The 25,414-nt window shown below is 52.2% G+C and carries 24 protein-coding genes and 1 riboswitch; of the genes, 12 read left to right on the forward strand and 12 right to left on the reverse strand.

Annotation, left to right across the window (positions count from 1 at the left end; genetic code table 11):
- Nucleotides 1-3: 3 nt before the first annotated feature.
- From M2277_RS17910 to M2277_RS17940, 7 genes are all read right to left on the reverse strand, one after another.
- Nucleotides 4-2,304, reverse strand: a complete 2,301-nt coding sequence (locus M2277_RS17910; protein ID WP_280755280.1) for a helix-turn-helix domain-containing protein — start codon at nt 2,302-2,304, stop codon at nt 4-6.
- A gap of 325 nt (nt 2,305-2,629) precedes the next feature.
- Nucleotides 2,630-4,207: an amidase gene (locus M2277_RS17915; protein ID WP_280755281.1), complete on the reverse strand. Its 1,578-nt coding sequence runs from the start codon at nt 4,205-4,207 to the stop codon at nt 2,630-2,632.
- Between the two features lie 371 nt (nt 4,208-4,578).
- On the reverse strand, nt 4,579-5,352 hold the full coding sequence (gene tatC, locus M2277_RS17920) for a twin-arginine translocase subunit TatC (protein ID WP_082834270.1): 774 nt from the start codon (nt 5,350-5,352) through the stop codon (nt 4,579-4,581).
- Nucleotides 5,309-5,530, reverse strand: a complete 222-nt coding sequence (locus M2277_RS17925) for a twin-arginine translocase TatA/TatE family subunit (protein WP_006207066.1) — start codon at nt 5,528-5,530, stop codon at nt 5,309-5,311. The genes tatC and M2277_RS17925 overlap by 44 nt, the downstream gene beginning before the upstream one ends.
- A 25-nt stretch (nt 5,531-5,555) precedes the next feature.
- Nucleotides 5,556-7,184 (reverse strand): PhoX family protein, encoded by a 1,629-nt coding sequence (locus M2277_RS17930; protein WP_006207065.1) that lies wholly within the window; start codon nt 7,182-7,184, stop codon nt 5,556-5,558.
- A gap of 156 nt (nt 7,185-7,340) precedes the next feature.
- Entirely contained in the window at nt 7,341-7,643 is a 303-nt protein-coding gene (locus M2277_RS17935; RefSeq protein WP_081742768.1) for an HNH endonuclease, read from the reverse strand.
- Nucleotides 7,644-7,996: 353 nt separating this feature from the next.
- The gene (locus M2277_RS17940) at nt 7,997-8,848 is read right to left on the reverse strand and encodes a lipoate--protein ligase family protein (protein ID WP_280755282.1); all 852 of its coding nucleotides are present in this window, start codon (nt 8,846-8,848) and stop codon (nt 7,997-7,999) included.
- Between the two features lie 396 nt (nt 8,849-9,244).
- Here M2277_RS17940 and cysK point away from each other — a divergent pair, with 396 nt between their 5' ends.
- On the forward strand, nt 9,245-10,159 hold the full coding sequence (gene cysK, locus M2277_RS17945) for a cysteine synthase A (protein WP_280755283.1): 915 nt from the start codon (nt 9,245-9,247) through the stop codon (nt 10,157-10,159).
- 683 nt (nt 10,160-10,842) lie between these two features.
- On the opposite strand, the gene M2277_RS17950 is transcribed toward cysK, so the two are convergent.
- Nucleotides 10,843-11,418 (reverse strand): AAA family ATPase, encoded by a 576-nt coding sequence (locus M2277_RS17950; protein ID WP_063479716.1) that lies wholly within the window; start codon nt 11,416-11,418, stop codon nt 10,843-10,845.
- A 102-nt stretch (nt 11,419-11,520) separates the two neighbouring features.
- Nucleotides 11,521-12,669, reverse strand: a complete 1,149-nt coding sequence (locus tag M2277_RS17955) for an epoxide hydrolase family protein (RefSeq protein WP_006207060.1) — start codon at nt 12,667-12,669, stop codon at nt 11,521-11,523.
- Between the two features lie 189 nt (nt 12,670-12,858).
- Between M2277_RS17955 and M2277_RS17960 the strand changes: the two genes are divergently transcribed.
- The 5 genes from M2277_RS17960 (at nt 12,859) to M2277_RS17980 (ending at nt 16,306) form a co-directional block, all read left to right on the forward strand.
- Nucleotides 12,859-13,416, forward strand: a complete 558-nt coding sequence (locus M2277_RS17960) for a CGNR zinc finger domain-containing protein (protein ID WP_006207059.1) — start codon at nt 12,859-12,861, stop codon at nt 13,414-13,416.
- 268 nt (nt 13,417-13,684) lie between these two features.
- Nucleotides 13,685-14,116: a YciI family protein gene (locus M2277_RS17965; protein WP_006207058.1), complete on the forward strand. Its 432-nt coding sequence runs from the start codon at nt 13,685-13,687 to the stop codon at nt 14,114-14,116.
- A complete protein-coding gene (locus tag M2277_RS17970) occupies nt 14,116-15,378 on the forward strand; it encodes an RNA polymerase sigma factor (protein ID WP_006207057.1) in 1,263 nt (420 codons plus the stop codon). Before M2277_RS17965 ends, M2277_RS17970 begins: the two co-directional genes overlap by 1 nt.
- Nucleotides 15,379-15,499: 121 nt before the next feature.
- On the forward strand, nt 15,500-15,898 hold the full coding sequence (locus M2277_RS17975) for a VOC family protein (protein ID WP_006207056.1): 399 nt from the start codon (nt 15,500-15,502) through the stop codon (nt 15,896-15,898).
- A gap of 66 nt (nt 15,899-15,964) precedes the next feature.
- A complete protein-coding gene (locus M2277_RS17980; RefSeq protein WP_006207055.1) occupies nt 15,965-16,306 on the forward strand; it encodes a DUF1801 domain-containing protein in 342 nt (113 codons plus the stop codon).
- A gap of 89 nt (nt 16,307-16,395) precedes the next feature.
- Here M2277_RS17980 and M2277_RS17985 read toward each other — a convergent pair whose 3' ends face one another.
- A complete protein-coding gene (locus M2277_RS17985) occupies nt 16,396-16,527 on the reverse strand; it encodes a DUF4023 domain-containing protein (protein WP_006207054.1) in 132 nt (43 codons plus the stop codon).
- A gap of 138 nt (nt 16,528-16,665) precedes the next feature.
- Between M2277_RS17985 and M2277_RS17990 the strand changes: the two genes are divergently transcribed.
- A complete protein-coding gene (locus tag M2277_RS17990) occupies nt 16,666-17,178 on the forward strand; it encodes a hypothetical protein (RefSeq protein WP_036640151.1) in 513 nt (170 codons plus the stop codon).
- Between the two features lie 159 nt (nt 17,179-17,337).
- Here the strand turns inward: M2277_RS17990 and M2277_RS17995 are convergent, their stop codons facing one another.
- Both M2277_RS17995 and M2277_RS18000 read right to left on the reverse strand, forming a co-directional pair.
- Nucleotides 17,338-17,643: an antibiotic biosynthesis monooxygenase gene (locus tag M2277_RS17995; RefSeq protein ID WP_280755284.1), complete on the reverse strand. Its 306-nt coding sequence runs from the start codon at nt 17,641-17,643 to the stop codon at nt 17,338-17,340.
- A gap of 152 nt (nt 17,644-17,795) precedes the next feature.
- Nucleotides 17,796-19,025 (reverse strand): DUF418 domain-containing protein, encoded by a 1,230-nt coding sequence (locus M2277_RS18000; RefSeq protein WP_280755285.1) that lies wholly within the window; start codon nt 19,023-19,025, stop codon nt 17,796-17,798.
- A 141-nt stretch (nt 19,026-19,166) separates the two neighbouring features.
- Here M2277_RS18000 and M2277_RS18005 point away from each other — a divergent pair, with 141 nt between their 5' ends.
- The 5 genes from M2277_RS18005 (at nt 19,167) to ade (ending at nt 25,334) form a co-directional block, all read left to right on the forward strand.
- Nucleotides 19,167-19,883 (forward strand): response regulator transcription factor, encoded by a 717-nt coding sequence (locus M2277_RS18005; protein WP_063478071.1) that lies wholly within the window; start codon nt 19,167-19,169, stop codon nt 19,881-19,883.
- The gene (locus tag M2277_RS18010) at nt 19,880-21,655 is read left to right on the forward strand and encodes a sensor histidine kinase (RefSeq protein WP_280755286.1); all 1,776 of its coding nucleotides are present in this window, start codon (nt 19,880-19,882) and stop codon (nt 21,653-21,655) included. Before M2277_RS18005 ends, M2277_RS18010 begins: the two co-directional genes overlap by 4 nt.
- Nucleotides 21,656-21,718: 63 nt before the next feature.
- The gene (locus M2277_RS18015) at nt 21,719-22,309 is read left to right on the forward strand and encodes a TetR/AcrR family transcriptional regulator (RefSeq protein WP_152827023.1); all 591 of its coding nucleotides are present in this window, start codon (nt 21,719-21,721) and stop codon (nt 22,307-22,309) included.
- Between the two features lie 58 nt (nt 22,310-22,367).
- Entirely contained in the window at nt 22,368-22,946 is a 579-nt protein-coding gene (locus tag M2277_RS18020; protein ID WP_148248625.1) for an NAD(P)H-dependent oxidoreductase, read from the forward strand.
- A gap of 105 nt (nt 22,947-23,051) precedes the next feature.
- A riboswitch (purine riboswitch) is annotated at nt 23,052-23,153 on the forward strand.
- 378 nt (nt 23,154-23,531) lie between these two features.
- Nucleotides 23,532-25,334: an adenine deaminase gene (gene ade, locus M2277_RS18025; protein ID WP_280755287.1), complete on the forward strand. Its 1,803-nt coding sequence runs from the start codon at nt 23,532-23,534 to the stop codon at nt 25,332-25,334.
- Nucleotides 25,335-25,414: the final 80 nt, after the last annotated feature.

The following is a 25,414-nucleotide window of genomic DNA, read 5'->3' on the forward strand; positions in this document are numbered from 1 at the left end:
CCATCACCCGATACACTCCTCTTCGTCATCATCCGAGGAATCGGCCGAGCCGTTGGGACTGTGCATCTTGCGGTATTGTCCGGGCGTATAACCCGTCTCTTTCTTGAATTTACGGATGAAGTTTGGTGTATCCAGGTAACCGACACGCGTGATGATATCCTTTAACGGGTCGGTGGTATGCAGCAGCAGCCGGATGACCTCATCCATCCGTTTCTGCCAGATGTATTGAGTGAAATTCATGCCGATTTTCTCTTTAAAGGAGCGGCTGAAATACGATGAAGAGATGGTGAATTTGGATGAGATCGTGCCTAGGCTGAGGTCGTAATCCGTGAAATTGGCATCGATATAAGCAACGATTTCGTCCATCAACGAGCTTTCTTCCGTCTCGCTCTTCGCCTCGACATGGGCGCAGATTTCTGCGGCCAGGCCTGCCAGTTTCTTCTCCAGATCCTCCAGCGAGTCGTAGGAGGTAACCCTTGGAAGCTGATGAACCACATGATGGATGCCAAGCTCCGAGGCCGTTTTTAGCATCGTATTCAGAATATCGAAGCAGATGCAGCGGAGCAGCGGTACGGACGGCATTTCCGCTTTCAGGTTATTCAGCGCGGTGGATACCATCTGAACCGCCACATCGTAACTGCCCTGTTTCAAGCTCTGAACCAGCTTCAGCAGTACATCCTTGGGAACCCAGAAGGAGGAATCCTGTGTGCCGGAACCGGAAAGGGCGTTGAAGAAGGTGCTGCTGCCCTGTCCGTGCAGCATGGACGACTCCAGAGCGGTCGACGCCTCGATGTAGGACTGATTCAGCTGCTCGGGATAACTGTAGCGGTTGCCTATCCCGATTGCGGGTGCAGCGCCGGTATGCTCTGCCGCCATCGATTGCAGTGCTTCGACGATGGGCTCCATACGGGCATTCAGACTGGCTTCATGCCCGGTTTCGGCATCAAACCCGACAATAAGTGCCAGTTGATCTGGCTGTGGCAGCTCCACACCATAGGCATAAGCGGAAAACTCCGGCAGTTCCACATCGTTCATCAGCTGCATGACAGGTCTCCGCTCAGGGTTATCCCCGATGGGGAAGGAATGCGTTTCCCAGCCCATGGTCACCACAAAATAATGGGACCTGCTGAAGCGGATGCCGAGCTTCTCCGTAAACTCTGAGGGGAATTCTCCGGTATGACCATGCTTCAGCAGCATGAGCAGTATATGATTGCGAGCGTAGGGCTCCTGAAGATCCACGCGCTGGCTGTAATCGTGCAGCGTTTTCTTGATCCATTCCAGCTCGTTGCTGGATGTGGATGGTTCCGGGTTGTTCTTCAGTCGGATGAACTCCATCAGGTCTGATATCGGATGGTATTGTCGCCGGGCCAACATAATGGCCAGAATGGTGCCCATCACCACCACGAAGGAGAACACCAGAATAATAAAGGTGCGAATATGGACGATCCGGCTGAAAAACTGGTTGCTCGGCATCGCGGTTACATAAGTCCAGCCAGCTTCAGATTTGACGGATACCACCGAATGCGGTTCTTGATTTAGTGAGAGGCTGTGCGTGCCGGGCTCAAGCGCAAACAACGCATTGACTTCCTCTTCGGTAATGGTTTCCCCTTTGTAATTGGCGGCCAGCACCTGTCCGTAATTATCGAAGATATAAGTCATCCCATGGTAGTCGCTGAGAATGGAATCAATCAATCCGGTGAGGTTGGATTCGTGAATCAAGTACATGACGGTTCCGTGGGCGGGCGTGTTGTTAGGTGCAATCGGTACAAGGTAGGCCAGCATGGAATTCTGGATTTTGGTGCCTTGCACGACCTGCTCCGCCGGGCGCATGGTGGGGAATTGCACGTTATTCAGATCGCGGACCATGTCCGCTTCGTTCCAGGTATTGAATTTGTAGCGGCCTGTGAATACATCCAGGTTCTCAAAGCCCTGAGAGGAGTAGATGCTATCATCTCCGCGGAAGAACAGGAATAGTTCATCGATAATGGAACTGTTGGCTTTGTATTTGACCAGGGCTCCAATCGATTCCCGGCTGTAGTAGGGATGGTGGGTCCAATACCGCGTTAACTGCTCGTCATAGGCAATGCGAAAGGCGATGTCCTGCAATTCTTTCATGCGGTCATCAATGACGGTTTTTGCCTGGGTCAGCTGATTGACATTGGTTTGTTCGATCTCTGATCGGAGGGTATTGACGGCATTATGATAAATAATGATGGTTAATATAACAAGAGGTATAAGGAAAATGGAGATATAGGACAGCGTGTATTTAAGCAGAAGCTTGGACTTGAAGTGATTCCATTTCATATCTGCAACCCCCCGTATTTTAAACAGCAGCAGCGATAGCGCTCTCATAAAGACAGCGAAGCTATTGCCATAGTGCCAAGCCGCTAGATGTTCCTACTAAAAATACTAGGAGAACTTCTCTAATAAATCAATGGATCATTGCTAAATTTCAGAGGAATCATGCCAAAAGTCTCAGACCAGGTACGGATGCACATACAGAAGCAGCTAAGGGTGGAATCCGAGGACATCTGTCAGACATATCAGCTTGTTTATCCTGTTGATTGCCAAAAAAACCGGAGCCGTCCATGGCTCCGGTTGGTCTGTATAAGCTTGATATAGACAGCGATTAAGGTTTTGCGAGAAGCGTTGGTGCAACGCGGTGCTTCGTTGCCTGTTCATAGTCGTAGGCCATTCCGAGCAGATCGGCCTCGCTCCACATTTTGCCGACAAAAGCGATGGCAAACGGGGAGCCGCTCTTATAATATCCTGCAGGTACTGTAACCAGAGGAACCCCCGCAATGTTAATCTCGGGAACGGTGGTATCCGCGATTTTGTCTTCGCTGTGAAGAAGCGGCGTTTCTTTGTACATTTGAGGAAATACGAGTGCGTCCAAGCGATGTTGATCCATTACACCGTTAAAAATATGAAGATACTTTGTTCTGGCCTCTGTGAATTTGGATAAATCGGGAATGGCATCTGGATTTTTCAGGGCTTCCTCGTATTTAGCGAGTGCCGAAGGGGTCTCGCCGGTCTTCTTGATCAGTTCGTGAACTGATTTAATTGCTGCATTTGGCCCTAAACGCTTTAGATACTGTTCCATGTCATACACGATCGATTCAATGCCAATGGAGCCGGCCGATTTGGCGAATTCGGCAAATTCCGTATCGGCAAATGGATCGGTAACCACGATGGCCCCCTGGCTCTCCAGCTCCTTCACGGCACGGTCATACAGCTGCTGCGTTTCCGCTGTCAGTTCCTCGCCGAGCCATCCCGGTCCATAGAGACCGATGCGCTTGTTCTTGAGCGCGAGCGGGTTGAGCTTGGATGTGTAGCCTTTGCGGGGGATGTTGCCGATCGAGGCCACGGTCTTGGCATCTTCGGCCGTGTAGCCGGCAATGACGTCCAGCATCACGGCTGCATCATGGACCGTTCGGGCATGCGGACCGACAACGTCCCTGGTACTTCCGGCGAGAGGAACAACTCCGGCATTTGGTACCAATCCGAAGGTTGGCTTGATGCCAACCAGCGCTTGGGCCGCCGCCGGATTCTGGATCGATCCGCCGGTTTCCTCCGCAATGCCGAGCACGGCAAAATTGCCCGAGATGGACATGGCTGTGCCGGAACTGCTGGCGCCCGGCACCAGCTTCCGGTCTACGGCATTGTAGGTGTCGCCAGCCCAACTGGAGCTGGCGCGCGTGCCGTCGGAGCTGAATGCCGGGATATTGGTCTTGCCCAATATAATCGCACCGGCTGCTTTCAGCCGGGCAACGACAGGGGCATCCTTCTCCGGAATCAGCTCGATCCCTCCGAGCTCTTTGCTGAGCGGAGCCCAGCCGAAGGTGGACGGAAAGCCGGCGACGTCAACGGCTTCCTTAATGACAATTGGAACACCGGCAAGGGGGCCGAGCTTCTCGCCAGCCGTCCGGCGGCGGTCAATCTCGCGAGCTTCCTGGAGCGCATTGACATTCATCATGGTAAACGCATTGTAATTGGATTCATAGATGTTGATGCGGTCAAGGTATGCCTTCACGATCTCTTCGGTCTTGAACGCTCCTGCGGCGTAACCCTGCTCTAGTTCCTTCAATGTAATTTCCTCATAGGTAAACCGCTCGGCCGCCGCCGCGGTAATGCTGTTCATCACCAATCCAAGCAGAAGTGTCATGGACATCGCGCGTTTGAACAGCTTGGTTTGTTTTCTTAACATCAATGGCTTCCCCCATTCGCAGTTTTTTTTGTATCTCCCGTTCGATCGTAGGTGACTTGGAAAAATGGAACATTTCACACATGTTATAATTCATAACATATATTAATGATCCAGACTCTCGCCACTCGTTTTCACCTCCTGTATCTAACATAATAATGACAATAAAGTAGATGATTCCTTTATTACTAAGTAAAGCTAATGCAATTTCTTGAAGGTGTCAATCATTTTAGAGCAAATTCAGTATAAATTATGTAAGATAATCTTACATTTGGTTCATAAAAAAGAACCCGTGAATATGACACCCTATTCGCATAGGCGTCTGTTCACGGGTTATAAAAGGTTCCGTCCTATTTCGGGGGAAACGAACGGTTTTAGGATATGCTGCCTTCCGCTTGCGACAGCAGCTGCTGCTTCCGATAGATGAGTTTGGAGATAGAAACGCTGATCTCGTACAGCAGGAACAGCGGAACGATCACAATCAGGTCGGACATGATATCCGGCGGTGTGATGGTGACAGCTACGATACAGAGCAGGAAGTAGGCCGATTTACGTATTTTGGCCAGACGATGCGGATTCACGATGCCAAGCTTTGTCAGAAATACGACGATCGCGGGCATTTCGAACAGGAACCCGAACGGAACGGTCATATGAATCATGAACGTAAAATACTTTTGCGCCGTGTACATGGTCTGGAATTGTCCCTCGGCCATCCGCTGCATGAACTGGAGCACCATGGGAAAGAGCACAAAGTATCCAAAGCATATGCCTGCAATAAATAACAGGCTGATTACGGGAATGAGCTGCATGGCAGAGCGGTGTGTCCCATCAGGCAATGCCGGCTGCACGAACCGCCATATTTGATAAGCGGCAATCGGAAGTGTAACGGTAACGGCAACCACACCGGCAATGATCATATACACCCACATTACCTCGGAGGGACCAAGCAGAACGAGCTGCTCGTCCATGCCTCGTACCAGCCAATGGTAGATCTTCTCAACATAGATGAAGGCGGCCGTCATCGCTACGAGAAACGCAATCAGCGTGCGGATCAGGCGCTTCCGCATTTCTTCCAGATGCTCGACCGCGCTCTGGTCGTTTGGATCAGCTGTGCTGCTTACTGGCTGCTGCAGTAGTTTGCGTAGCATCGTCTTTCTTCTCATTCTCATCGTCTCCGTTCATCAAGTTGCGGGTTGCGCCCTTGAATTCACTTAGAGTTCGCCCGAAAGCGCGACCGAGCTCGGGAAGTTTGGAGGGACCGAATATAATGAGTGCAATAATCAAAATGAGAACCAGGCCACCGATTCCGATATTTCCAAACGGCATGATGTTAACCCCTTTCTATGCTGGATTATGATTCTAATTTGAATCCGCTAATCGCCACGACGGCACAGCGCGCCATGTTCTCGCCGGAGCGGTGAGGCCATGTGCTGCTTGGCTTGCTGAGGTCCTCCGTATTCTCACCTGGGTGTTGAACGGACAGGAAGAGCGTCTGCTCATCGGGTGTGAAGAAGGGACCGGTAAGCTCCGACTCTACCGGACCAGAAGCAAATTGCAGCGCAGCTCCTTGATCCGGTCCGCTTGTTGGAATGACGAACAGTCCGTTATTCATAAAGGGTTTGTGAACACCTTTGTTCTGGCTGCTGCTGGAGATGTCCGTCACGACCCACAGATCGCCGTTCGAGTCGAAGGCCAGGTTGTCTGGTGAGCTGAAGCCGGATTGGCGTCCGCCCGCAGCAAAGATTTCAAAGTCGAATTCCATGGCCGCCAAATCGTTGCCCGCTTCAAAAATGCGCGTGATATGGCCGTGGATATTGCCGTGATTGTCGTTGTTTGTATGGCAGATAAACACCGTGTTATCGAACGGAGAAATTTCGATGTCTTCCGGACGGTCTGTCGGCGTTCCACCAACAAAACGCGCAGCTTCCTGACAGTAAGTCACGACGTCGCCTTGGGACTTGAATTTGGCTTGTGCCTCTTTGTCCTCTGCAATGGCTTTTGTTACAGCTTCCAGAGTGACCGGCTGCCATTTGCCCGACTTCAGGTTGGCAACATACAGGGTTCCCTCTTCCAGAAGTGCGGAGTTGGCGCGGCCTTTGCTTTTGTCATATTTGTTCTTGCTGATAAATTTATAGACACAGGCATCCTTCTTGTCGTCGCCCATATAGACAACGATCCGGCCGTCTGCGGCAAGGCCCATGGCTGTATTTTCATGATTGAATCTGCCGAGAGCGGTGTGTTTTTTCAAGAAGGATTTGTCGAACGGATCGACCTCAACGACCCAACCGTAATGGGTATCCGGCAGCTTCGAGACCGCTGCGGTTTCCTCAAAATTCTCTTCACAAGACAAAACCGTGTTCCAGAGCGTTACGCCGCCGGAGCAGTTGGCAAATGTGCCTGTTGCGGTTGTGGCGCCTTTCAAGGCTGGAATGCCTTTGGCAGGGCCGGTAATATCGAATTTAGTGAAGCCGTTGATGCGGCGGGCATGGGTGGAGGTGGTGTCCATTTTCCATACACCCTTCTCGTCGCGGTATACTTCGATCACTGACATGCCTTGGTAATACAGGTTTTTATGGATTTGATCCGCGGACATTTTACCGTCCTTCACCGGTCCGATCGAGAATATGGTCGAGTACTCGTGATTGTTGACCAGCAGGCCGCGGACATTGGAGCCCTTAATCGGGAAGAAGGCGTTGTAGTCACAGCCGGAGCCGAATTTTTCGCCAGCGGGATTAATCACATCGTCGAAAGCTGCAATGACATCGTATTTAAAATTTTTAGGCAGGACGAGCTGATCTGCTTTGGTTGGCTCGATAGGCTCGAAATAGCCGCTGACCCGATTCGTTTTGAATCCGAACAGATGATTTGCGGTTCCGGACATAGCGGAAGCCTTGCCTTCTAATACGCCCAAGCCAGCGGATGCGGCTGCCAATGCGGTTGCGCCGGTACCCAGATAAGACAGAAACGTTTTGCGGTCCATTGTTTTACTCAAGCTTATCCACCCCTAATATAAATTGCCATCAGGACAAGTGTATAGGGGAAGTGTTAAGAGAGTATCATCCATTATTGGTGCAATTGTAAAAATAAAGTAATCTGAGGGGGTGTTATACCTTAAAGGGGCGGTCAGAACAGGTTGTTAGCGGCGCCCCCGTACATTTCTGGATTTACGGGATTTGGGGATAGTGCCAGGGGGAGTCTTGCGGATCCAGCGGATGAAGGATTGCATGGCAGGATTGAGCTGCAGAGCTGATATCGTAGTTAGCTCCAGATCAATGAGCTGTTTGTTTGTAAAAAGATGATGAATGTGTCTGTGACATGGGATACACAGCAGGGCCGTAGGAAGGTTAACGCCGCCATATTCCTTGGGTGTCAGATGGTGAATCGTTGTTTCTACACCTGACCTGCCGCAGCATTCACACCGATCTTCCGATGGGTCCACCGGATCTTCACCTCACCTTTATGGTTGCGGGAACCTTGATACTAATGGCATACCCCAGATGGGGGTGCCATTATACCTTTCCGCGGCTCCTGTTGATGGGCCATTCAGTGGCTTGCCCCGAACGGTGCTCTCACAGCGCGCGGGGCGGTGTGGGATGGAGGAGATGAACCGCACGCAACGCAGGCGGTTACATGGAGCCAATTGATTAGCGACCACACGCGGCAAGCAGCTACTAATATCGGTAACTACGTGAGCCGGGTCAACAAGCACTATCATCCCCAAGCATTAGCGACTGCGTGCATGTCACCGCATGAATCCGCCAGCCACATGCAGCGGCATTCCCACCCTTATATCTATTTGTTGTTATATCGCTGCCGCATCTGGTCAGCCATCATCCGGATTTCCTCGGTTGTTGGCATAACGAATCTGGAGGCGACTCCTGTTAAATCTTTGTCCGACTGCCCATTGCGGATAACCTCTCTTACCGCTGTTATAAACTGCTGTACCGCTGCTGCGCCGCTCCCGATATTTGTCAGTTCCTCGAGACTGGCCGTGCTGGTAGTTTCTACGATAGGGTACTGCTTCGGATCTGCTGTTTCCGCTGCAATATCATAGAAAGAACGAACGAGGCGGGCGCGTTCGCTGCCTGAGCCTTGGGCGATGATAAAAGCTTGAATGATAAAAGCTTTTCGCTGCCTGCGCTGGGCTATGCCGCAAAATTTAAGACCTCGAATGCTCAAATCGAATGTCCCCGGGCAGAATGCTCCGGCAATCTCGCCGGTACCGACCCTTTGCCCGGTGCTGTGCAGCGCTTCCCGGATCAGCTCTACCATGATCTCAAAGTCCTGATGAAAATCAGGCGCAGGTCCCTTGGATGCAAACGGAAGAATAAGGGACAGGTTTACAACCCCGGAGTCCAAGGGAACCGCAGCCCCGCCTGAATGACGGACGGCGGTATCATAGCCGAGTGAGCGAAGCAGGGCTTCCCCCTGTGCAGCTTGGGGCAGTCTGCTGTCGCGCACACCCATGACAAAAGCGCGCGGATGCCGCCATATATGGCAGATCGCGGGTCCGCCCTCTCCGGTCAGTCTGCATAGGAGCTCGTCCAGCGCAAAATGGCACAGCACGTCCTGCTGTGTTAAATCATCGGTTCGGTCGAGCAGCAGTATGGGTTGATCTTCAGGTAGTAACAGCGGGATATTCACGCTTTTCTTGCGCCTCCTTTATGAGTCCAGATATAAGTTTATAGATTCATGAATGGATTTGAAGGTAGGGGATTTAAGGAGAATGAAACCTTGTTCTTGTAGAAGAAGTACCTTAGCATAGGGTTTGTCTTCTTCATGTAGATCGAAGGGAATTTTCCTTAAAACAGCATACCATAAAGTCATGGTGGAGCGGCGAGCCATGCTCTTGCCGAGCCAAAGATTTTGCAGCGAGCAAAGGACGTAACACCTGGTGCGTTGTCATCCTGACAGAGTTTGGCGGCATGCTGAGCTTCATTGACAATAGGGGAGGAACTTGCATATAATCCGAGTAAGTTTATTGTCTTTGTTAGAGATTTGGTGGGGAGTTCCTTCACTTCATATATAAAGGAGAACGTCATGGAGATTTATAATAGCATTGTTGATATGATCGGTCAGACGCCAATGGTAAAACTTCAGCGGCTGGCGTCTGCAGAGGCCGCCGATGTTTATGTAAAGCTGGAGAGATTCAATCCTTCGGGAAGTGTGAAGGACCGCGCAGCCTACAATCTAATTCATACCGCGGAGGAGCAGGGCCTGCTCCAGCCGGGCGGCACGATCATAGAGCCGACCAGCGGTAACACGGGCATTGGCCTGGCGATGATTGCGGCAGCTAAGGGCTACCGGGCCATATTGATTATGCCGGATAACATGTCCAAGGAGCGGATTAACATATTAAAGGCATACGGGGCGGAGGTCGTGCTGACGCCGAGCAGCGAGCGTATGCCGGGCTCAATTGCCAAAGCGCTTGAGCTTAGAGAGCGGATTCCGGGAAGTTTCATCCCGCAGCAGTTCGAGAATGCCGCTAACCCGGATATTCACCGGGTGACTACAGCACCGGAAATATTGGAGCAGATGGAAGGGCGGCTGGATGCTTTTGTTGCGACTGCTGGAACGGGCGGTACGGTAACCGGAACCGGAGAGGAGCTGCGAAAGTCTCTGCCGAGCCTGCATATCGCGGTGGTCGAGCCGAAGGGCTCGCCTGTGCTTTCCGGCGGACAACCGGGACCGCACAAGCTGGTTGGCACAAGTCCGGGCTTCGTGCCGAAGATCCTGAACACGAGTGTGTATGATGAGATCATACAGATCGCTGACGAGGATGCGCTGCAAACCGTTCGGGATTTGGCACGCAAGGAAGGAATTCTGGTCGGACCGTCCTCCGGCGCTTCGGTATTCGCAGCCCTTCGCGTGGCAGAACGGCTGGGGGAAGGGAAGCGAGTCGTCTGCATTGGGCCGGATACGGGAGAACGGTATTTGAGTATGGATATTTTCTGAATGATGAACAAGCTGCCCAGGAGCTGCAGAGTACGGAGATGCTCAACCGGTTAGCGGCTGAGTTCGGAACTCCTGAATCGGTGAAACGGAGGCTGGGCGGTGACACAAGCTAGGAAGCAATTACGCTCCCAGCATACGGAAGCCGGTAAGCCTTTGTTGCGGGCGGGGTGCATGATTGCCCTGGTTTGAATCTCTAATGGACCCAGCGGACGTTATTTACCGTAAAAACGCACAATCCCAAATGTAACGGACACCACAGTCGTTATAAAGAGTTTTCCCTGTTCAAACACCTGTGATATTACGAATTAAGGTACCTCAGGTCCGTTGCGATTTTAAAAGGAGCTTTTTTCCTCCAATAGCGTCAACTGTGTCTGCCCATTAGCAACTCCCACGCTCTCGAGAGCCGACGTACTGCCCATGATCAACGGCCACGCTCTCGAGAGCCGAAGTACTGCCTATTAGCAACGGTCATGCTCTCGATATGCCTGCTATTCTGCCCTCACCAATGACCATGTTCTCGAGAGGGCCAAAGCTACCGCCACTAACGACCACGTTCTTGAAGGGCCGCCTGCCCTGATGCTTCTCTATGTCACGCACAATTCGAAATCGGTACTTTGCGTTCCGATAGTAAGCATGGTTCCGTTAAGCTATGCCTGCTATGCTGCCCATTTCATCCGCATCTTCTAAGTTCCGTTTTCTAACTTGATCTCTGCGACCGGGTTGTTTCCTCCGGTTGGAGGTGGCCACAGCTCCAGCTGCTGCATGAGCTGTTTATGGTTTTTCACAATGAGCACTTTATCGGGATAGCTCCTAAGCGTGTGCTGGATCCGGTGCCTGCCCTCGCGCTGAAAAGACGCGCTCCATTTGAACATGTTCAGGAGCATGATCCAGACGGGTTTATAGTGCGCCTGTTCCAGTCCAAGCCGCTGTTTGATGAATCTGGTGATGATCCGGTAGGTTCTTGTGGAGTAGGGAGGATTCAGGAAAACGATGAGATCCGCCTGCTGGAAGCTGGGGCTGACCCATTCAAGATGGGCGCCTTCAATGATCCAGCGTTCCGTCTTCACGATGTCCAGCAGCAGCGCATCCCGGTCCGCCTCGCTCCTTCGGATATCGTCAGGGTTGGCTCGCTCCCAGACCACATTGTCGAGCTCGTAATAGGGGATGCCATGCCGGGCGGAGAGCGCCCTGGCAAGCGTCGTTTTGCCGCTGCCGACCGAGCCGATGATATGTATTCGATTCGGAATCATACTGTTCATGGAGATCACCGCATTCAAGAGAATTAGTAGCTAATCCTTTCTGCACCGAGACAGCAATCTCCTGTTTCTAACATTCGAGGGAGTTACCGTACCTCGTGAGAATTACCTTAGCGCATCGAAGAACGCCACGATTTGCTGGGCAACCGATGCGGGTTGTTCAGCCGCAATAAAGTGCCCGCCCGAATTCAGATCCTTCCAGCGGATCACATTCGGAAATATTCGCTCCACGTATTCTCTCGGCGGACGCTCGTTTCGCTGTGCATTTAAGGTGACCGCATGCGGTACAGGCGAGGTTTCTCCCGGTCCCGGCCATCTCGTATGCGTGCCTTCATAATAGTAGCGGTTCGAGGCATTGATGGTCTCGGACACCCAATAGATGGAGACGTTGGAGATGAGCAGCTCTTTGCTGAAATGCTGCAATACGTTGTTATCTTCGGGGGATGTCCAATAATGCCATTTTTCAAGAATGAAAGCGGCCAGTGCCACAGGAGAATCATGCAGGCCGTAGGCTGCCGTTTGCGGTTTTGTACCTAGAATATGGGCGTAGCCGCCTTCTTCACGGTACCATTGCTGCTGATATTGGAGGAACGCCCTCTCCTCATCCGAAAGCGGGGAAGTCGAGTCCACGCAGGGGCTCGGGTTGCCGGGGGATGTGGTGTGATAACCGATGAACCGGTCGGGATGGTCAAGACACATGAGCCCAAGAATGCTGGCTCCGATATCATATCCATGGGCACCGAATCGCTCATAACCGAGCCCCGTCATTAATTTCATAAGCAGTTCTCCTGCCTGTCGGTCCTCAAAGCCTGGACGCAAGGGAATACCCGAGAAGCCGTGACCCGGCAGGGAAGGAATGATGAGGTCGAAGGAAATATCCGCACGACCCCCGATTGGCCCAGGATTCGTAAGGCAAGGGATCAGCTCCAGCATTTCATAGAAGGAGCTGGGCCATCCGTGGGCGATGAGGAGCGGGACGCGGTTGTCACCGCTGCCCTTAATATGTATATAGTGAATGTCTACCCCATCGATTTCAGCGACATAACTCGGATAAGCATGAATGGAGCGACGGAAGGCTTCCCAATCGAACTCATGCCTCCAGTAAGCGATTATATCCTTCATGAAATCAAGCGGGATTCCGTAATTCCAGCGGCCACCCGGGATTTCGTCAGGCCACCGGGTCATATCAAGGCGTTGGTACAGGTCATCAATCGCAGCGGGTTCAATTGGATAAGAAAAGGGTCTGATCTTCATTCACTTCACCTCTTAGGAAGATTGGAGTCTGCTATACTGATAACAACATACTTGCAGTGGATAGATATAAACAGGTAACAGGGAGTTCAACAACACGTGATGACTGTTAAAATAAAATTAATGGTTAGCTAACCGATAAATTCATTTTACTGGTTTGTCATGAAAACATCAATAGGAGGTTTGTTTGTTGTGGGAGCAGAATTGGAGCAGCTGGAAATCATAGCAGACTATATTAATACCCATGATAGACGGATGAGATATGAGGGCGATCCGGGCGTGGAGATTCTTGAAGGCGTAAATGACCTACGATCCTGGCTCTTGGAGTATGGCTTTATTCATGATTTGGACAGCGTAACCGAAGTGGATTTGACGTTGGCTCGTGAACTGCGCAGCAGCTTAAGGGCAGCCATTCCATATAACCCGCATGATCCTAAGGACGACGATTTCCAGACGTTGAATCGTATCGCGGGCCAATTCCGTTTCTTCTATCGTTTCGGTGAAATGTCCGATGTGATGGAGTCCGTGGAGGAACAGGGAAAGGGAGGTTTGGCACGGTTGTTGATTCTGGTGTTCCGACTTCGTGAAAACAATCTGTGGAGCAGATTGAGGGTGTGCACGGCGGCGGATTGCCAGTGGGTATTCGTCGACCGTTCCCGGCCGGGGACGGGCAAATGGTGCTCGATGAAAGCCTGCGGCAATCGCGCGAAGAATAAAACGTACCGGGAACGAGCCAAGTCCATGGGATGAATGCATTACAGGAATTCGTGAAGAATCATAGCTTTACAAAGGCCAATCAAGCGATGTACTTGGTTGGTCTTTTTTTCATGGAATCGAATCACGTAAACAGGAATATGTGATCCCATAACGAAATGGTTGTTACTTAATTATTTTTGTTGCTGCTTATTATTTAGGAAGAATGAAGATTTATGAAATGCATGTCGATTAGGCAATTCTCCATTCGTTGTATAAGTATAGAACGGGAATGCAAGGTTCCTATAACAGGAGGGAATATACCATGAGATTTATGATGATTGTAAGGGCAACCGAGGATTCGGAGGCAGGTGTGCTGCCAAGTGCAGAGCAATTGGATGCCATGATGAGGTACAACATGGAGCTGGCCAGAGCCGGTGTGCTGCTTGCTGCGGACGGACTGCATCCAAGCTCCGGTGCCATCCGGATTTCCTATCCGGAGCCTGGAGGCAAGGCGAAGATTACCGACGGGCCTTTTACGGAAGCCAAGGAATTGATTGCGGGTTATACCTTGATTGAAGTGAAGACGAGGGAAGAAGCGATTGAATGGGCCAAGCGCATGCCGGACCCTCACGGCTTCGGTGCAGGCCAGATCGAGCTCCGGCAGGTGTTTGAACCCACGGATCTGACGCAGGATCCACAAGCCCAGGCCAAACAATATGAGATGCGCGAACATATCCAAAGGCAGAATCCCTAATGCCGGCTGCAGATACACATCGTGCGATCGAGGCGATATGGAGAATCGAATCCTCCAAGATTATCGCCTATCTCACGCGAATGGTTCGTGATATCGGTCTCGCCGAGGATCTGGCGCAAGATGCGTTGATCACTGCGCTCGAGCGATGGCCAAAGGAAGGAATACCGGATAATCCTGGCGGATGGCTGATGACCGCCGCGAAGCGAAAAGCACTTGATGTGCTGCGCCGAAATAAAGTGCGCGATCAGAAGTACGCATTATTGGGCCGCGAGCTGGATGTCCGGATGGATTCGGACATGGAGGTACCGGAGCCGGGGGAAGTGAATGACGATCTGCTGCGGCTCATCTTTATGACCTGTCATCCGGTTCTTTCCCCCGAAGCCCGTGTGGCGCTAACACTCCGCCTGCTTGGCGGATTAACGACAGTGGAGATCGCCCATGCTTATCTTGTCCCTGAAGCTACGATAGCGCAGCGCATTGTTCGTGCCAAGCGGACGCTGTCGGCAACGAGGGTCGCGTTTGAAATTCCGCAAGGAACGGAGCTCAAACCGAGATTGTCATCGGTGCTTGAGGTCATTTATCTCATGTTTAATGAAGGCTATGCAGCATCGTCCGGCAGTCAGTGGATTCGCCCGCTGTTGTGTCAGGAAGCGCTTCGGATCGGGCGGGTGCTGGCTGAGATTGCCCCACTGGAGCCCGAGGTGCACGGGTTGGTTGCGTTAATGGAATTTCAATCTTCCCGATTCAAATCCCGCGTCAATACGGGCGGTCAGCCTGTTCTGCTCCTGGACCAGAATCGGGCGTTATGGGATTATCTATTGATCCGCCGAGGCTTTGCCGCTCTCGATCGAATCGAGCAACTGGGAGGCATGACGGGACCTTATGCCCTTCAGGCCGCAATCTCCGCATGTCATGCCGGAGCGGCCAGTGCCGCAGAGACGAATTGGATTCGCATCTCCGCGCTATATGAAGCGTTAGCCCAGGTTTCTCCCTCCCCTATTGTGGAATTAAACCGTGCCGTTGCCCTCTCCATGGCTTTCGGTCCGGAGATTGGGCTTGAGATCGTGGATGCTCTGCAATCCGTGCCTGCCTTGAAGGGATATCACCTGCTCCCGAGCGTAAGGGGAGACCTGCTCTTTAAGCTGGGACGGCTCGAAGAAGCCTGTGCCGAGTTCAAACGGGCAGCATCGCTGACGGACAATCAGAGGGAACGGGAGCTGCTGCTCGATCGAGCGGCGGAATGCTTGACTGGTGAACCTTGAAAATGAGCGCAAAAAAAGATCTGAAATTTTTTTGATAAATATTTAAAAATGTGTCGATTACGCCGAATCCTGTTCGTCATCTATATGTAAAACCATTAAACGAATAGAGAGGAAGACGAACATGCAAGCACAGATGGTACCGTTTATTATTTCCGAGGATGCAAGAGGACAGGCGGATTTTTACATACAGGCGTTGGGAGGAGAAATCGGCATACTGACTACTTTCGGGAGCATGCCGGGCATGCCGGAAGCCCATCAGGATAAGGTCATGCACATGTCGTTGACCCTGGCTGGCGGCAATCGACTCATTCTGACGGATGCTTTTCAGGAGACTCCCAAGGGCTCGAATATGGGGCTGGCTTTAACGTTTAGTCATGAGGAGGACGCCCGCGCCGCCTATCGTAATCTCAGCCAAGGGGGTACAGAGAAGTATCCTTTTGAGCTGCAGCCATGGGGGGCTTATTACGGAGAAGTCATTGATCGATACGGCATGACCTGGCAGATGGTTTTTCAGGGCTGATCATCAACAATGAGAATTGAATGAATAATAGGTTGGACACTATGATACGAAAGGGAGTTAAATCAGATGAATCAAGAAGTGACGGACTACATTGCGGCAGTGAATGATTCCTGGAAGGTTGAGGTCAGCGAGCGGCTTCGGGAACTCGTGCACAGCACAATCCCGGGCGTTGCGGAACGGCTTCAATATAAAAAGCCCCATTTTCTGAAAAATGGGAAATATGCGGCGGTGATCAGCATCTCCAAGACGGCCGTGAGCTTTACGATATTTAATGCGACGGGCCTGGATTGGCCGCAGCCGCTATTCGAAGGTCCGCCTGAGCGGAAAACGATCAAAATCACGGCTGGGCAGCAGGTGGATTATGATGCGTTGGCATCTTTACTGAAGCAGGCGTCGGAAGGTTTGTAATCCATATGTAATAGGGGAGACGGTGGTCATGAGATCCCGAACAACCTGATCAAATAACCGCGATCCGTATGGATCGCGGTAAGTTCATTTTATTTCTTGGTGCTGTGTTGTTTGCCCGGGAGCTTGTCGCTAGGCGTACCTTTGCCGTGATTCTCTTTGTTGTGGCGGGCTTTTTCCGCGTTCTCGTTCATTTTTTTCACAAAATCATGCGTGCTTTCCATGGGATGTCAGCTCCTTTGATTCTGAATGTATGGCATTTTGCCTGATCGTGCTTAATATAACCATTTCTTTGTTATTGTATTTTATAATGTGGTTATAGGAGTTTAAGTCTGCCTCTCTTTGCAGAAGGAGGAATACATATGTTGTTCAAGTACGGATTCATCTCGCTGCTGTTGGCAGCCGCCTGTTTGCTCGTGATCGCGGGCTGCAAAGGCTCAATCCAGGATACAGCTGACGACGAAATCAGCCTGGTATCCGTTCCATCGTTAATCGGTCTGAAATCGGCGGAGGTTGATGCCATCCAGGTTTTTTTTGGGGACGGCACGCGTTTGACACTGGATAAGGAGGAGGAGCTTGATCAGATCATGCAATGGGTGAATTCGCTTCAAGCCTATAAAATAGAAGGAGCTCGGGGCCCGGGGTTCCTGTATGCCATGGACATGGTGCAGGGGAATCAGAAACTTCGACTTGCCAATGAATTCGAGGTGGAGGGTCAGTGGTACGCGCTCTCAGGGCCGGAACAAGAGTTGCTGAGTCGTTATCTGATCGAGCAAGGGCGGGCGCACAATCCTGAGTTGCTGCCGGGGATCACCATGGAAACGCCAGAGGCATCCGGATACAACTACATGGATTACGCGCAGAGCGTTAAGTGAGAATGCCACGCTTCATGAACAGATCATCCTATTTCTCAAGTCGCTCCATTCCCCCCATCATAAAAAAAGATTCAGCCCGGCTAAACGCCCCCTGGCTGAATCTTGGATATGAAGCGGTACTTCGAGCCCGGTGCTATAAAGCGCCAGGGCATCGTTCCATTACTTGTTATGGCTGATCAGCAGCTCATATTTGTTCAAGGATGCGCCCAAAATATTCTCGTTGCGGCCCTGACCATGGGATTGCCGGAATGACTCGCTGGATGTCCAGCGTTTGAATGCTTCCTCATCCTCCCACACCGTGGAGACCTTCAATTCCTCAGCCTCTGCGCCTTCCTTGGCCTCATGCCATAATTCCATCCGCACGAAACCTTCAATCTCCTGCACACCCTTCGCTTCAGCGAATCGCTGCGCAATCTCTTTACCGAAGCCCGGTTTGACCTTAATCGAGTTTGTAACAACCAGCATATGCGTGATTCCTCCTTCGGTTGATGACCGGAAAAATTCCAGAAATGTCTAGCACCTTGCATGTATGTCCATTATACATGAAGGAACCGACTGATTTCATCTCGGGCTTGGGAGGAACCGGCTTCTGCATGCAAAAGAAGCATACGGAACGCTTAAGTAGCCGGAGGGCCATCCCCCGGAAACTCTGCTGCAGGTACGGCTGCAACCGGAGCTGCTTCCTTGGGTTTAGCCCTTCCGCTCCAAGACCAGTAGGTGCCCATGCGGAGCAGTCTCTCCACCGGACCGCTGCGGAACCTTTTTAGCCAGAGCAGGCTGCCCGCTGCCAGCACGCTATAGATCAGAACCGCCAGCAGCGTTCCTTGCAGCACGCCCAGCTTGCCGAACCATCCCAGCCCGAATCCGTAAAAGATCAATACGCATACAACACTCTGCGACAGATAATTGGTCAGCGACATGCGTCCCACCGCTTCAAAAGCCCGAATTACAATGGATTGCTGAGACGAGAACGCGTACAGGGAGGCGAAGAGGTACAGATAACCCAGCGCCAGCAGAGGACCGCCAAGCATGGTGAACACGCCGCTCCAGCTATGGGTTGTGCCGAGCATGACCGCTGCAGTTTTTAATCCAAGCCCGACCGGAACGAGCAGAGCCCATCTAAGATACAGCTTGATTTCCATGGAAGGATGGAGAAAGCGTCCGCGTTTCGCGGCCACCATGCCAAACAGGAACATCGGTGCACTCATCAGCGGAGCAATCAAGATGACCAGCAGCATCAACCAGTCGGGCAGATCGATGGGCATCTCCTCCGTTGATCTGAAATTCAGAATTTCGCTGTAAGTGCCGCTGCCGTAGACTTCAATCGACTGCTTCACATAACTCTCCATGCGCTCCGTTTCACCTGCAACCGGCTCGACGGAGCCGTATCCAAAGAGGGATACCAGTGTGAGCAGGAGAACACCCCAGATCATAATGGTTTTGACCTTTCTTTTCACGAACAGCACAAGGAAGAGACCGATCGCACCGTAAAACAGCAGAATGTCGCCTTCCCATATGAATATCGAATGCAGCAGACCCAGAACGATTAACAGAACCGATCTGCGGAAGAAACTTCGACCGTACTTGAGCCCTTTGTTGATCAGGCTTTCCCTCATTTTGATCATGCTGTAGCCGAACAGAAACGTAAAGATCGGCATAAAGCTGCCCTCGACGAATACTTTCAGCATGTCATGGCTGATCTGATCCAGCGTGGAAGGCTGGAAGTAATGCAGCTCGTCTTTGCCGAACATGCCGTACTGAAAAATAAGCATATTGGCCATCAGAATACCGAGCAAGCTTAATCCGCGAATGGCATCGACCGCCGTTGAACGTTTGTTTGAATTCATGTATGTCACCTCTAACCCCAAGTATAAAACTTGAACATAAATAACGCGGAAACGGCTTCCTAACTTTTTCTTAACACTTCCAGCATTTGTTTAACTCCTGTTAAGGTTGCTGTGCTAGCATAAATAGCGGGTGAGGATAAAATGGATACACGAATTTTAATTGTTGATGATGAACCTTCCATTGTAAAAATGCTGCAGATGGTGCTGCGCAAGGAAGGCTTTAACCGCATATATACAGCTTCAAGCTGCAAGGAAGCCCTGAGCGAGATCGCCGCCCACGGAGCGGATATCGTGCTGCTGGATGTCATGCTGCCCGACGGCACGGGGTTTGATCTTTGTCCGCAAATCCGTTCGTATGGCAGTCCGCACATTCTGTTTCTGACGGCCAAAGCGTCCGATCTGGATGTGCTGACAGGCTTTGCAATGGGCGGGGACGATTATGTCACCAAGCCGTTTAATCCGCTGGAGATTGCCGCAAGGATCAAAGCGCGTCTGCGCCGGGGCGGCTTCGGGATGATGCCATCGGCCGGGCAGCCGATTATTCAGCGTGCATGGGATTTCGGCCGGTTCAGGGTCGATGAATCCGCTGGCGAGCTGACGGTGCTGGGAGAGCCTGTGCCTTGTCCGGCACAGGTCTTTCAGCTGCTGCTTTATTTTTGCAAGCACCCGGGGGTGGTGTTCTCGAAGTCCCAGCTGTACGAAGCCGTATGGGGCATCGATGGCATAGGTGAAGACAACACCGTTATGGTACATATTCGGCGCATTCGGGAACGAATCGAGGAGGACCCCAGCAACCCGCAGTATTTGCTGACGGTTCGCGGACTCGGTTACAAGCTGGTTAAGGAGAAAGGGCGATGAGACTGCGCAGAAGGCTGGCCTTTCATTTTACATACCAACTGATTGCGTTCTCAGCATTTATGTTCTGCTTTCTCATCGTTCTCTTATTCTTCCTGATCAAGCATATCAGTGATGAAGAGATGAGGCGCAACTTCCCGACCGGCGTCTTGAACAGCATTGTAACGGAGACGGTGACGGAGAACGGGAAGGTTCTGCTGGATGACCATTGGAAGCAGCTGCTCCAGGACAAAGAGATGTGGCTGCAGGTGGTGGATATGAAAGGGAATGTGATTCACGCCACCAATACCGCGCCGGATGTTCCCTCGGAATACTCGGTAAGCAACCTGCTTGAGATCAAGGAGAAGCGGCGTCTTGGGGAGTATACAATGGATTGGCAGATGGATCTGACTTATAAGGACCCGCTGCTGTATCTAGCAGGGCGAATTGACGAGAGCTCGGATCATCTTCGCGAGTGGTATGCACGGTATCAAGCGGGCGGCAGGGTGGACCCGGCGTATGCAGCAGAATTGAAGCGCGACTTGGCAAGTCTGGGCGGATATCTGCATGTCATTGACCGGGATGGCCAGATTGTGCAAGCGATTGGAAAGGAAAGCGAGTATAAGGCAAGCTACCATCCGCTGGAGATCATTACGATGCAGGAGCAGCCCGGTACTTACTCCACGCATATTGCGGTTTATCGCGACCCGGCTACCGGCAGCACCTGGGTGTACCATACACCGCAGGATGAGACGCTGGAGAAGCAGCCTATTATGAATGAGCTGATCCGTGTGGCGCTGTGGACCTTGCTGTGTGTACTGATCTTGTCGCTGGCGGTAGCGATTTGGCATGGATACCGGTACAGTCGGCCATTGCTGCTGTTTACCGGATGGTTTGAGCGCATGGGGAGCGGAGCTTATGAGGAAGTGCTGACGCCCAAGGACCGGAAGCGCGTATTTCGCAAGAACGGGAAGCTGCGCATGCGCTTCAAGCTGTATAAGGAAGTGATTCACTCCTTCTACAGGATGGCCGAGAAGCTTGCCGAGACCGAACGGGAGCGCGAGCGGCTGGACCGGAATCGGGAAGAATGGATGTCGGGAATATCGCATGATTTGCGTACGCCGCTGTCCTCGATCCAGGGATATGGTTATATGCTGGAGAACGCGCCGCAGGACTGGAGTCAGGAGGAGCTGCGTGAGATGGGAACCGTCATTCGGGAAAAGGGCGATTACATGCTGGAGTTGATCGATGACTTCTCGCTTGTCTTTCGTCTTAAGAGCGAGATCCGGCCGCAGGAACTGGCACGGCTTGATCTGAATGAACTGGTGCGGCGCTGCGTGCTTAAATACGTGAATGATGTAACGCTGGATGCGAATTTTTCCTATATCGGAGGCGAAGAGCCGCTGCTCATTGATGGCAATGCCAAATGGCTGAAGCGGTTGATGGATAACCTGCTTACGAATGCCGTGAAGCACAATCCCGAGGGAGTTCATGTTGAAGTACGGGTAGAGAGACGTCCCGGCGGCGCGGCGATCGTGGTCGCGGATCAAGGCGTAGGGATGGACGAAGAGACTCGCCGCAACCTGTTTGAACGCTACTACCGGGGGACAAACACCGAGGAGAGCATGGATGGCTCAGGGCTTGGAATGAGCATTGCCAAAGCGATTGTCGAAGCACATCGAGGCCGGGTGGGCCTGTGGTCGGAAGTAGGCTGCGGAACAACCATCACTGTTCTATTGCCTGAGGTTTCCGTGCAAGATGGTGCGGATTGCACGGGACATGGTAAGGATGATTGACGTCATCACACGATTTTTTCCATTCCCATTGCAATTTGGTTAGTGTTCACTTATGATATGATTATGAAAAAGAAACCGCATTTCGATAGCAAGAAGAAGGAAATATTGCAGGCGGCCATGAAACTCTTTGCCGAGAAGGGCGTTGACGGGGTATCGGTGAAGGAGATCGGCGCGGCAGCCGGTGTGACGGATGCAGCGATCTATAAGCATTTTACGAATAAGGATGCCGTTGCTGCGGAGGCATTCGAGGAATACTGCGGCAGTTACACACGTTTGGTGGATGATTACGCTTCCCAGACCGGACTGTTCGCAGAGAGATTGTCCGCCTTGGTCACCCGTGTATTGGAGTCTTATGACGAGGATAAATACGGCTTGCTGCTGTTGTCCCAGCATCACGAGCTGTTTACGGAGGTGCTCAAGAGCAGGGGGCGTCAGCCGCTCGATGCATTATGCGATCTGCTCGATCAAGCGGTGTTGCAGCGGGATATTCCGCCGCAGAATATACGCTTAACCGCGGTGTTGATCATCGGTGCATTCAATCAGCTGGCCGTTTCAACGATGCAAGGGGAGCTTGAGGAACCGCTCTCGGCGCTGGCGCCTGAGGTGACGGCACATCTACTGGCTTTGACAGGTTTAGGGAAGGGTCCGGTGTGACCTTTTCTTTTTACCTTAAGGTTAGTGTTTATTAACCAAATTAACAGGGGGAACGTGTATGAAAAAGATTTTGATTATTCAGGGCAATCCGATTGAGAACAGTTATGGAAGTCATTTGGCCAAGGGATATGCGCAGGGGGCAGCCGAATCAGGGGCAGAGGTGCGTGAGCTGGTGCTTGGAGAGATGGATTTTGATCTGAGCCTATCCGGCGGCTATAAGGGGAATCAAGCTCTGGAGCCCGATCTGCAAGAAGCGCAGAAGCTCATCGCATGGGCGGATCATCTGGTATTTGTGTACCCGAACTGGTGGGGCGGCATGCCGGCACTGCTGAAGGGGTTTATCGACCGAGTCTTTTTGCCGGGCTTTGCGTTTAAGTACCGCCGGAACTCTCCATTGCCGGAGCAACTGCTCAAAGGGAAAACCGCCCGATTGATTGTCACGATGGATTCGCCCTACGTTTACTATCGCTTCTATCTGGGTCAGCCCGGGCATCAAATGATGAAGCATTCCATTCTGAAGTTCTGCGGCGTGAGCTCGGTTCGTGCCACGAACATCACGCAGCTTCGCAAAATGCCTGAGAGCGCAAAAAAGCAATGGCTTGAGCGCGTACAGAACATGGGGAGGAAACTGGCGTAGAGGCCGTTGCCGCCGATGTGCAGTTCTTTCCAAACACTTGACTTCTCGGGCAAGAAGATTATAATTCATACAACAAATGAAACAAAAGAGAATTGAAGGGTAAACAGGATCAAAATCAAATCTTAATGTATATGCCGGGGAATAGGGCCCAGGCGTTTCTACCAGGTTACCGTAAATGACTTGACTACATGAAGGATGAGAGCCAGAGTCCAGCGCCCGGCTTCGAATGGAATGGAGAGGCGGGCGGTAAGATCACCTTGGAATCCGGGTACCGGCAGGTTTTAACGGATGGGGTGTTGTGCAGACTATTAGCAATGCATTGCTGATGCACCGGGCTTCTCTTCCTCTATGGATATAGTTAGTTCAGGCAACCCGGGCAGATACGCTGTCCGGGTTGTTTTACGTGCTTGCGCGTAGAATTGATTTTGTACTTTTACCGTTTCATCATAAGAAAAACGTCTATTGACGTACTTTCACAGATGACAGACCGCAGTTAGAAGAAGTTTTTATTGCGATATCAGGAAGTCGCAAGCTTTGAAGTTTATACTTTCTGATATCTAAAAAAAAGGGGAGCGTGCATTCATCATGAGTTCAAGCAAGAGACAGAAACGATACGAGGTCAGCCGGGAGCTGGGGAAAGTGGCGTTAGGACAGGCACCGGCCGACCTGGTTATCAAGAACGGCACGCTGGTCAATGTGTTTACAGGCGAGCTTCAGGAGCAGGTGGACGTGGCGATGGCATTCGGACGCATCGCTTATATCGGCAGCGCCAATCATACGATCGGGGAAGGGACCCGGGTCATCGAGGCGAATGGCCGTTACATCTCGCCGGGTCTGCTTGACGGCCATATGCATGTGGAGAGCACGATGCTGACCGTGACCGAGTTTGCGAAAGCGGCCATCGTTAGCGGAACCACCGGGATCTATATGGACCCTCATGAGATCGCCAATGTATTCGGTATGGAAGGTGTGCGGTGGATGCACGAGGAAGGACAGCAGCTGCCGCTTAAGGTATTCACCACCATCCCTTCCTGCGTGCCGGCGACGTTTGATCTGGAGGATGCAGGAGCCCAGCTTGGCGTGGAAGATATCGAAGAAGGGCTGACCTGGCCTGGAGTTGCCGGGCTTGGCGAAGTCATGAACTTCCCGGGCGTGGTATATGGCGATCCGACGATGAGCGGTGAGATCGAAGCCACGCTGCGTGCCGGCAAGACGGTGACGGGACATTTTCCCGCAGAGGACGACCGGATGCTTCAGGCGTATCTGGCAACCGGGGTAAGCTCCGATCATGAAACGGTGACGAGAGAGCAGGCGCTAGAGAAGGTTCGCCTCGGGATGCACCTGATGATCCGTGAAGGATCGGCTTGGCAGGACGTGAAGGAAGTCATCAAGGTGGTGACGGAAGACAAGGTGCGTACGGACAATATCTCCTTGGTGACGGATGACGTGTATCCGCAGACGCTGCTGAGGCTTGGCCATATGAACCATGTGGTGCGCCGTGCGATCGAAGAGGGTGTGGATCCGGTGACGGCCATCCAGATGGGCACGATCAACGTGGCTCGGTACTTCGGGATGGATCTCGAACTCGGGAGCATCTCGCCAGGTAAAACGGCAGACATTCTGCTGCTTGATGATCTGAACAGCATGGTGCCGTCGATTGTGATCACCGATGGTGAGGTGGTTGCGGAGAACGGCCAAGTTGTGAAGCCATTCCCTGTATACCAATATCCGGAAAAAGCGTTCCATTCGATTCGCCTGCAGCGTCCGTTGACAGCGGAGGATTTCCTGCTCCGCAGCAAGTGGGATACCGCACGCACGGAAGTCAACGTGGTGCGGGTCATCGAGAACAGTGCCCGCACAGCCAAAATGACAGCGGTGCTCCCCGTGCAGCAGGGCATCATTCAGCCTGACCTTAACCAAGACGTGGTTCAGCTTGCGTGCATCGAGCGCCATGGCGCAACCGGACAAATCTCGCTTGGCTTTGCGAGCGGCTTCGGATTGAAATCCGGTGCGGTCGCTTCCACGGTGGCGCATGACAGCCATAATCTGCTGGTAATGGGCACGAGCGCCGAGGATATGGCGCTAGCGGCGAATGAGCTGGCAGCTTGCGGCGGCGGGATGATCGTGGTGCGTGACGGTCAGGTGCTCGCGAAGGTGGCCATGCCCATTGCCGGCTTGCTGGCGGATCGTCCAGTGGAGATCGTAGCGGAAGAAGTTGCTGCACTGGAGGAAGCCTGGAAGGAGCTGGGGTGCTTCATCCATGCGCCGTTCATGACCTTCTCCCTGATCGCGCTGCCGGTGATTCCGGAAATCCGCATTACCAATCGCGGCATCGCGGACGTGACGGAGTTCAAGCTCATCGAGACGGAGATTCGCGCGGTTCAATAAGGTGGTGGTATGCATTAAAGCAGGTTGGCCTACATGGCGAACCTGCTTTTTTTGGTGCGTAAATACCGGGCTTGACCTGT

The sequence above is a fragment of the Paenibacillus sp. LBL genome (assembly GCF_029893715.1).
Lineage (GTDB): Bacteria > Bacillota > Bacilli > Paenibacillales > Paenibacillaceae > Paenibacillus_AQ > Paenibacillus_AQ glucanolyticus.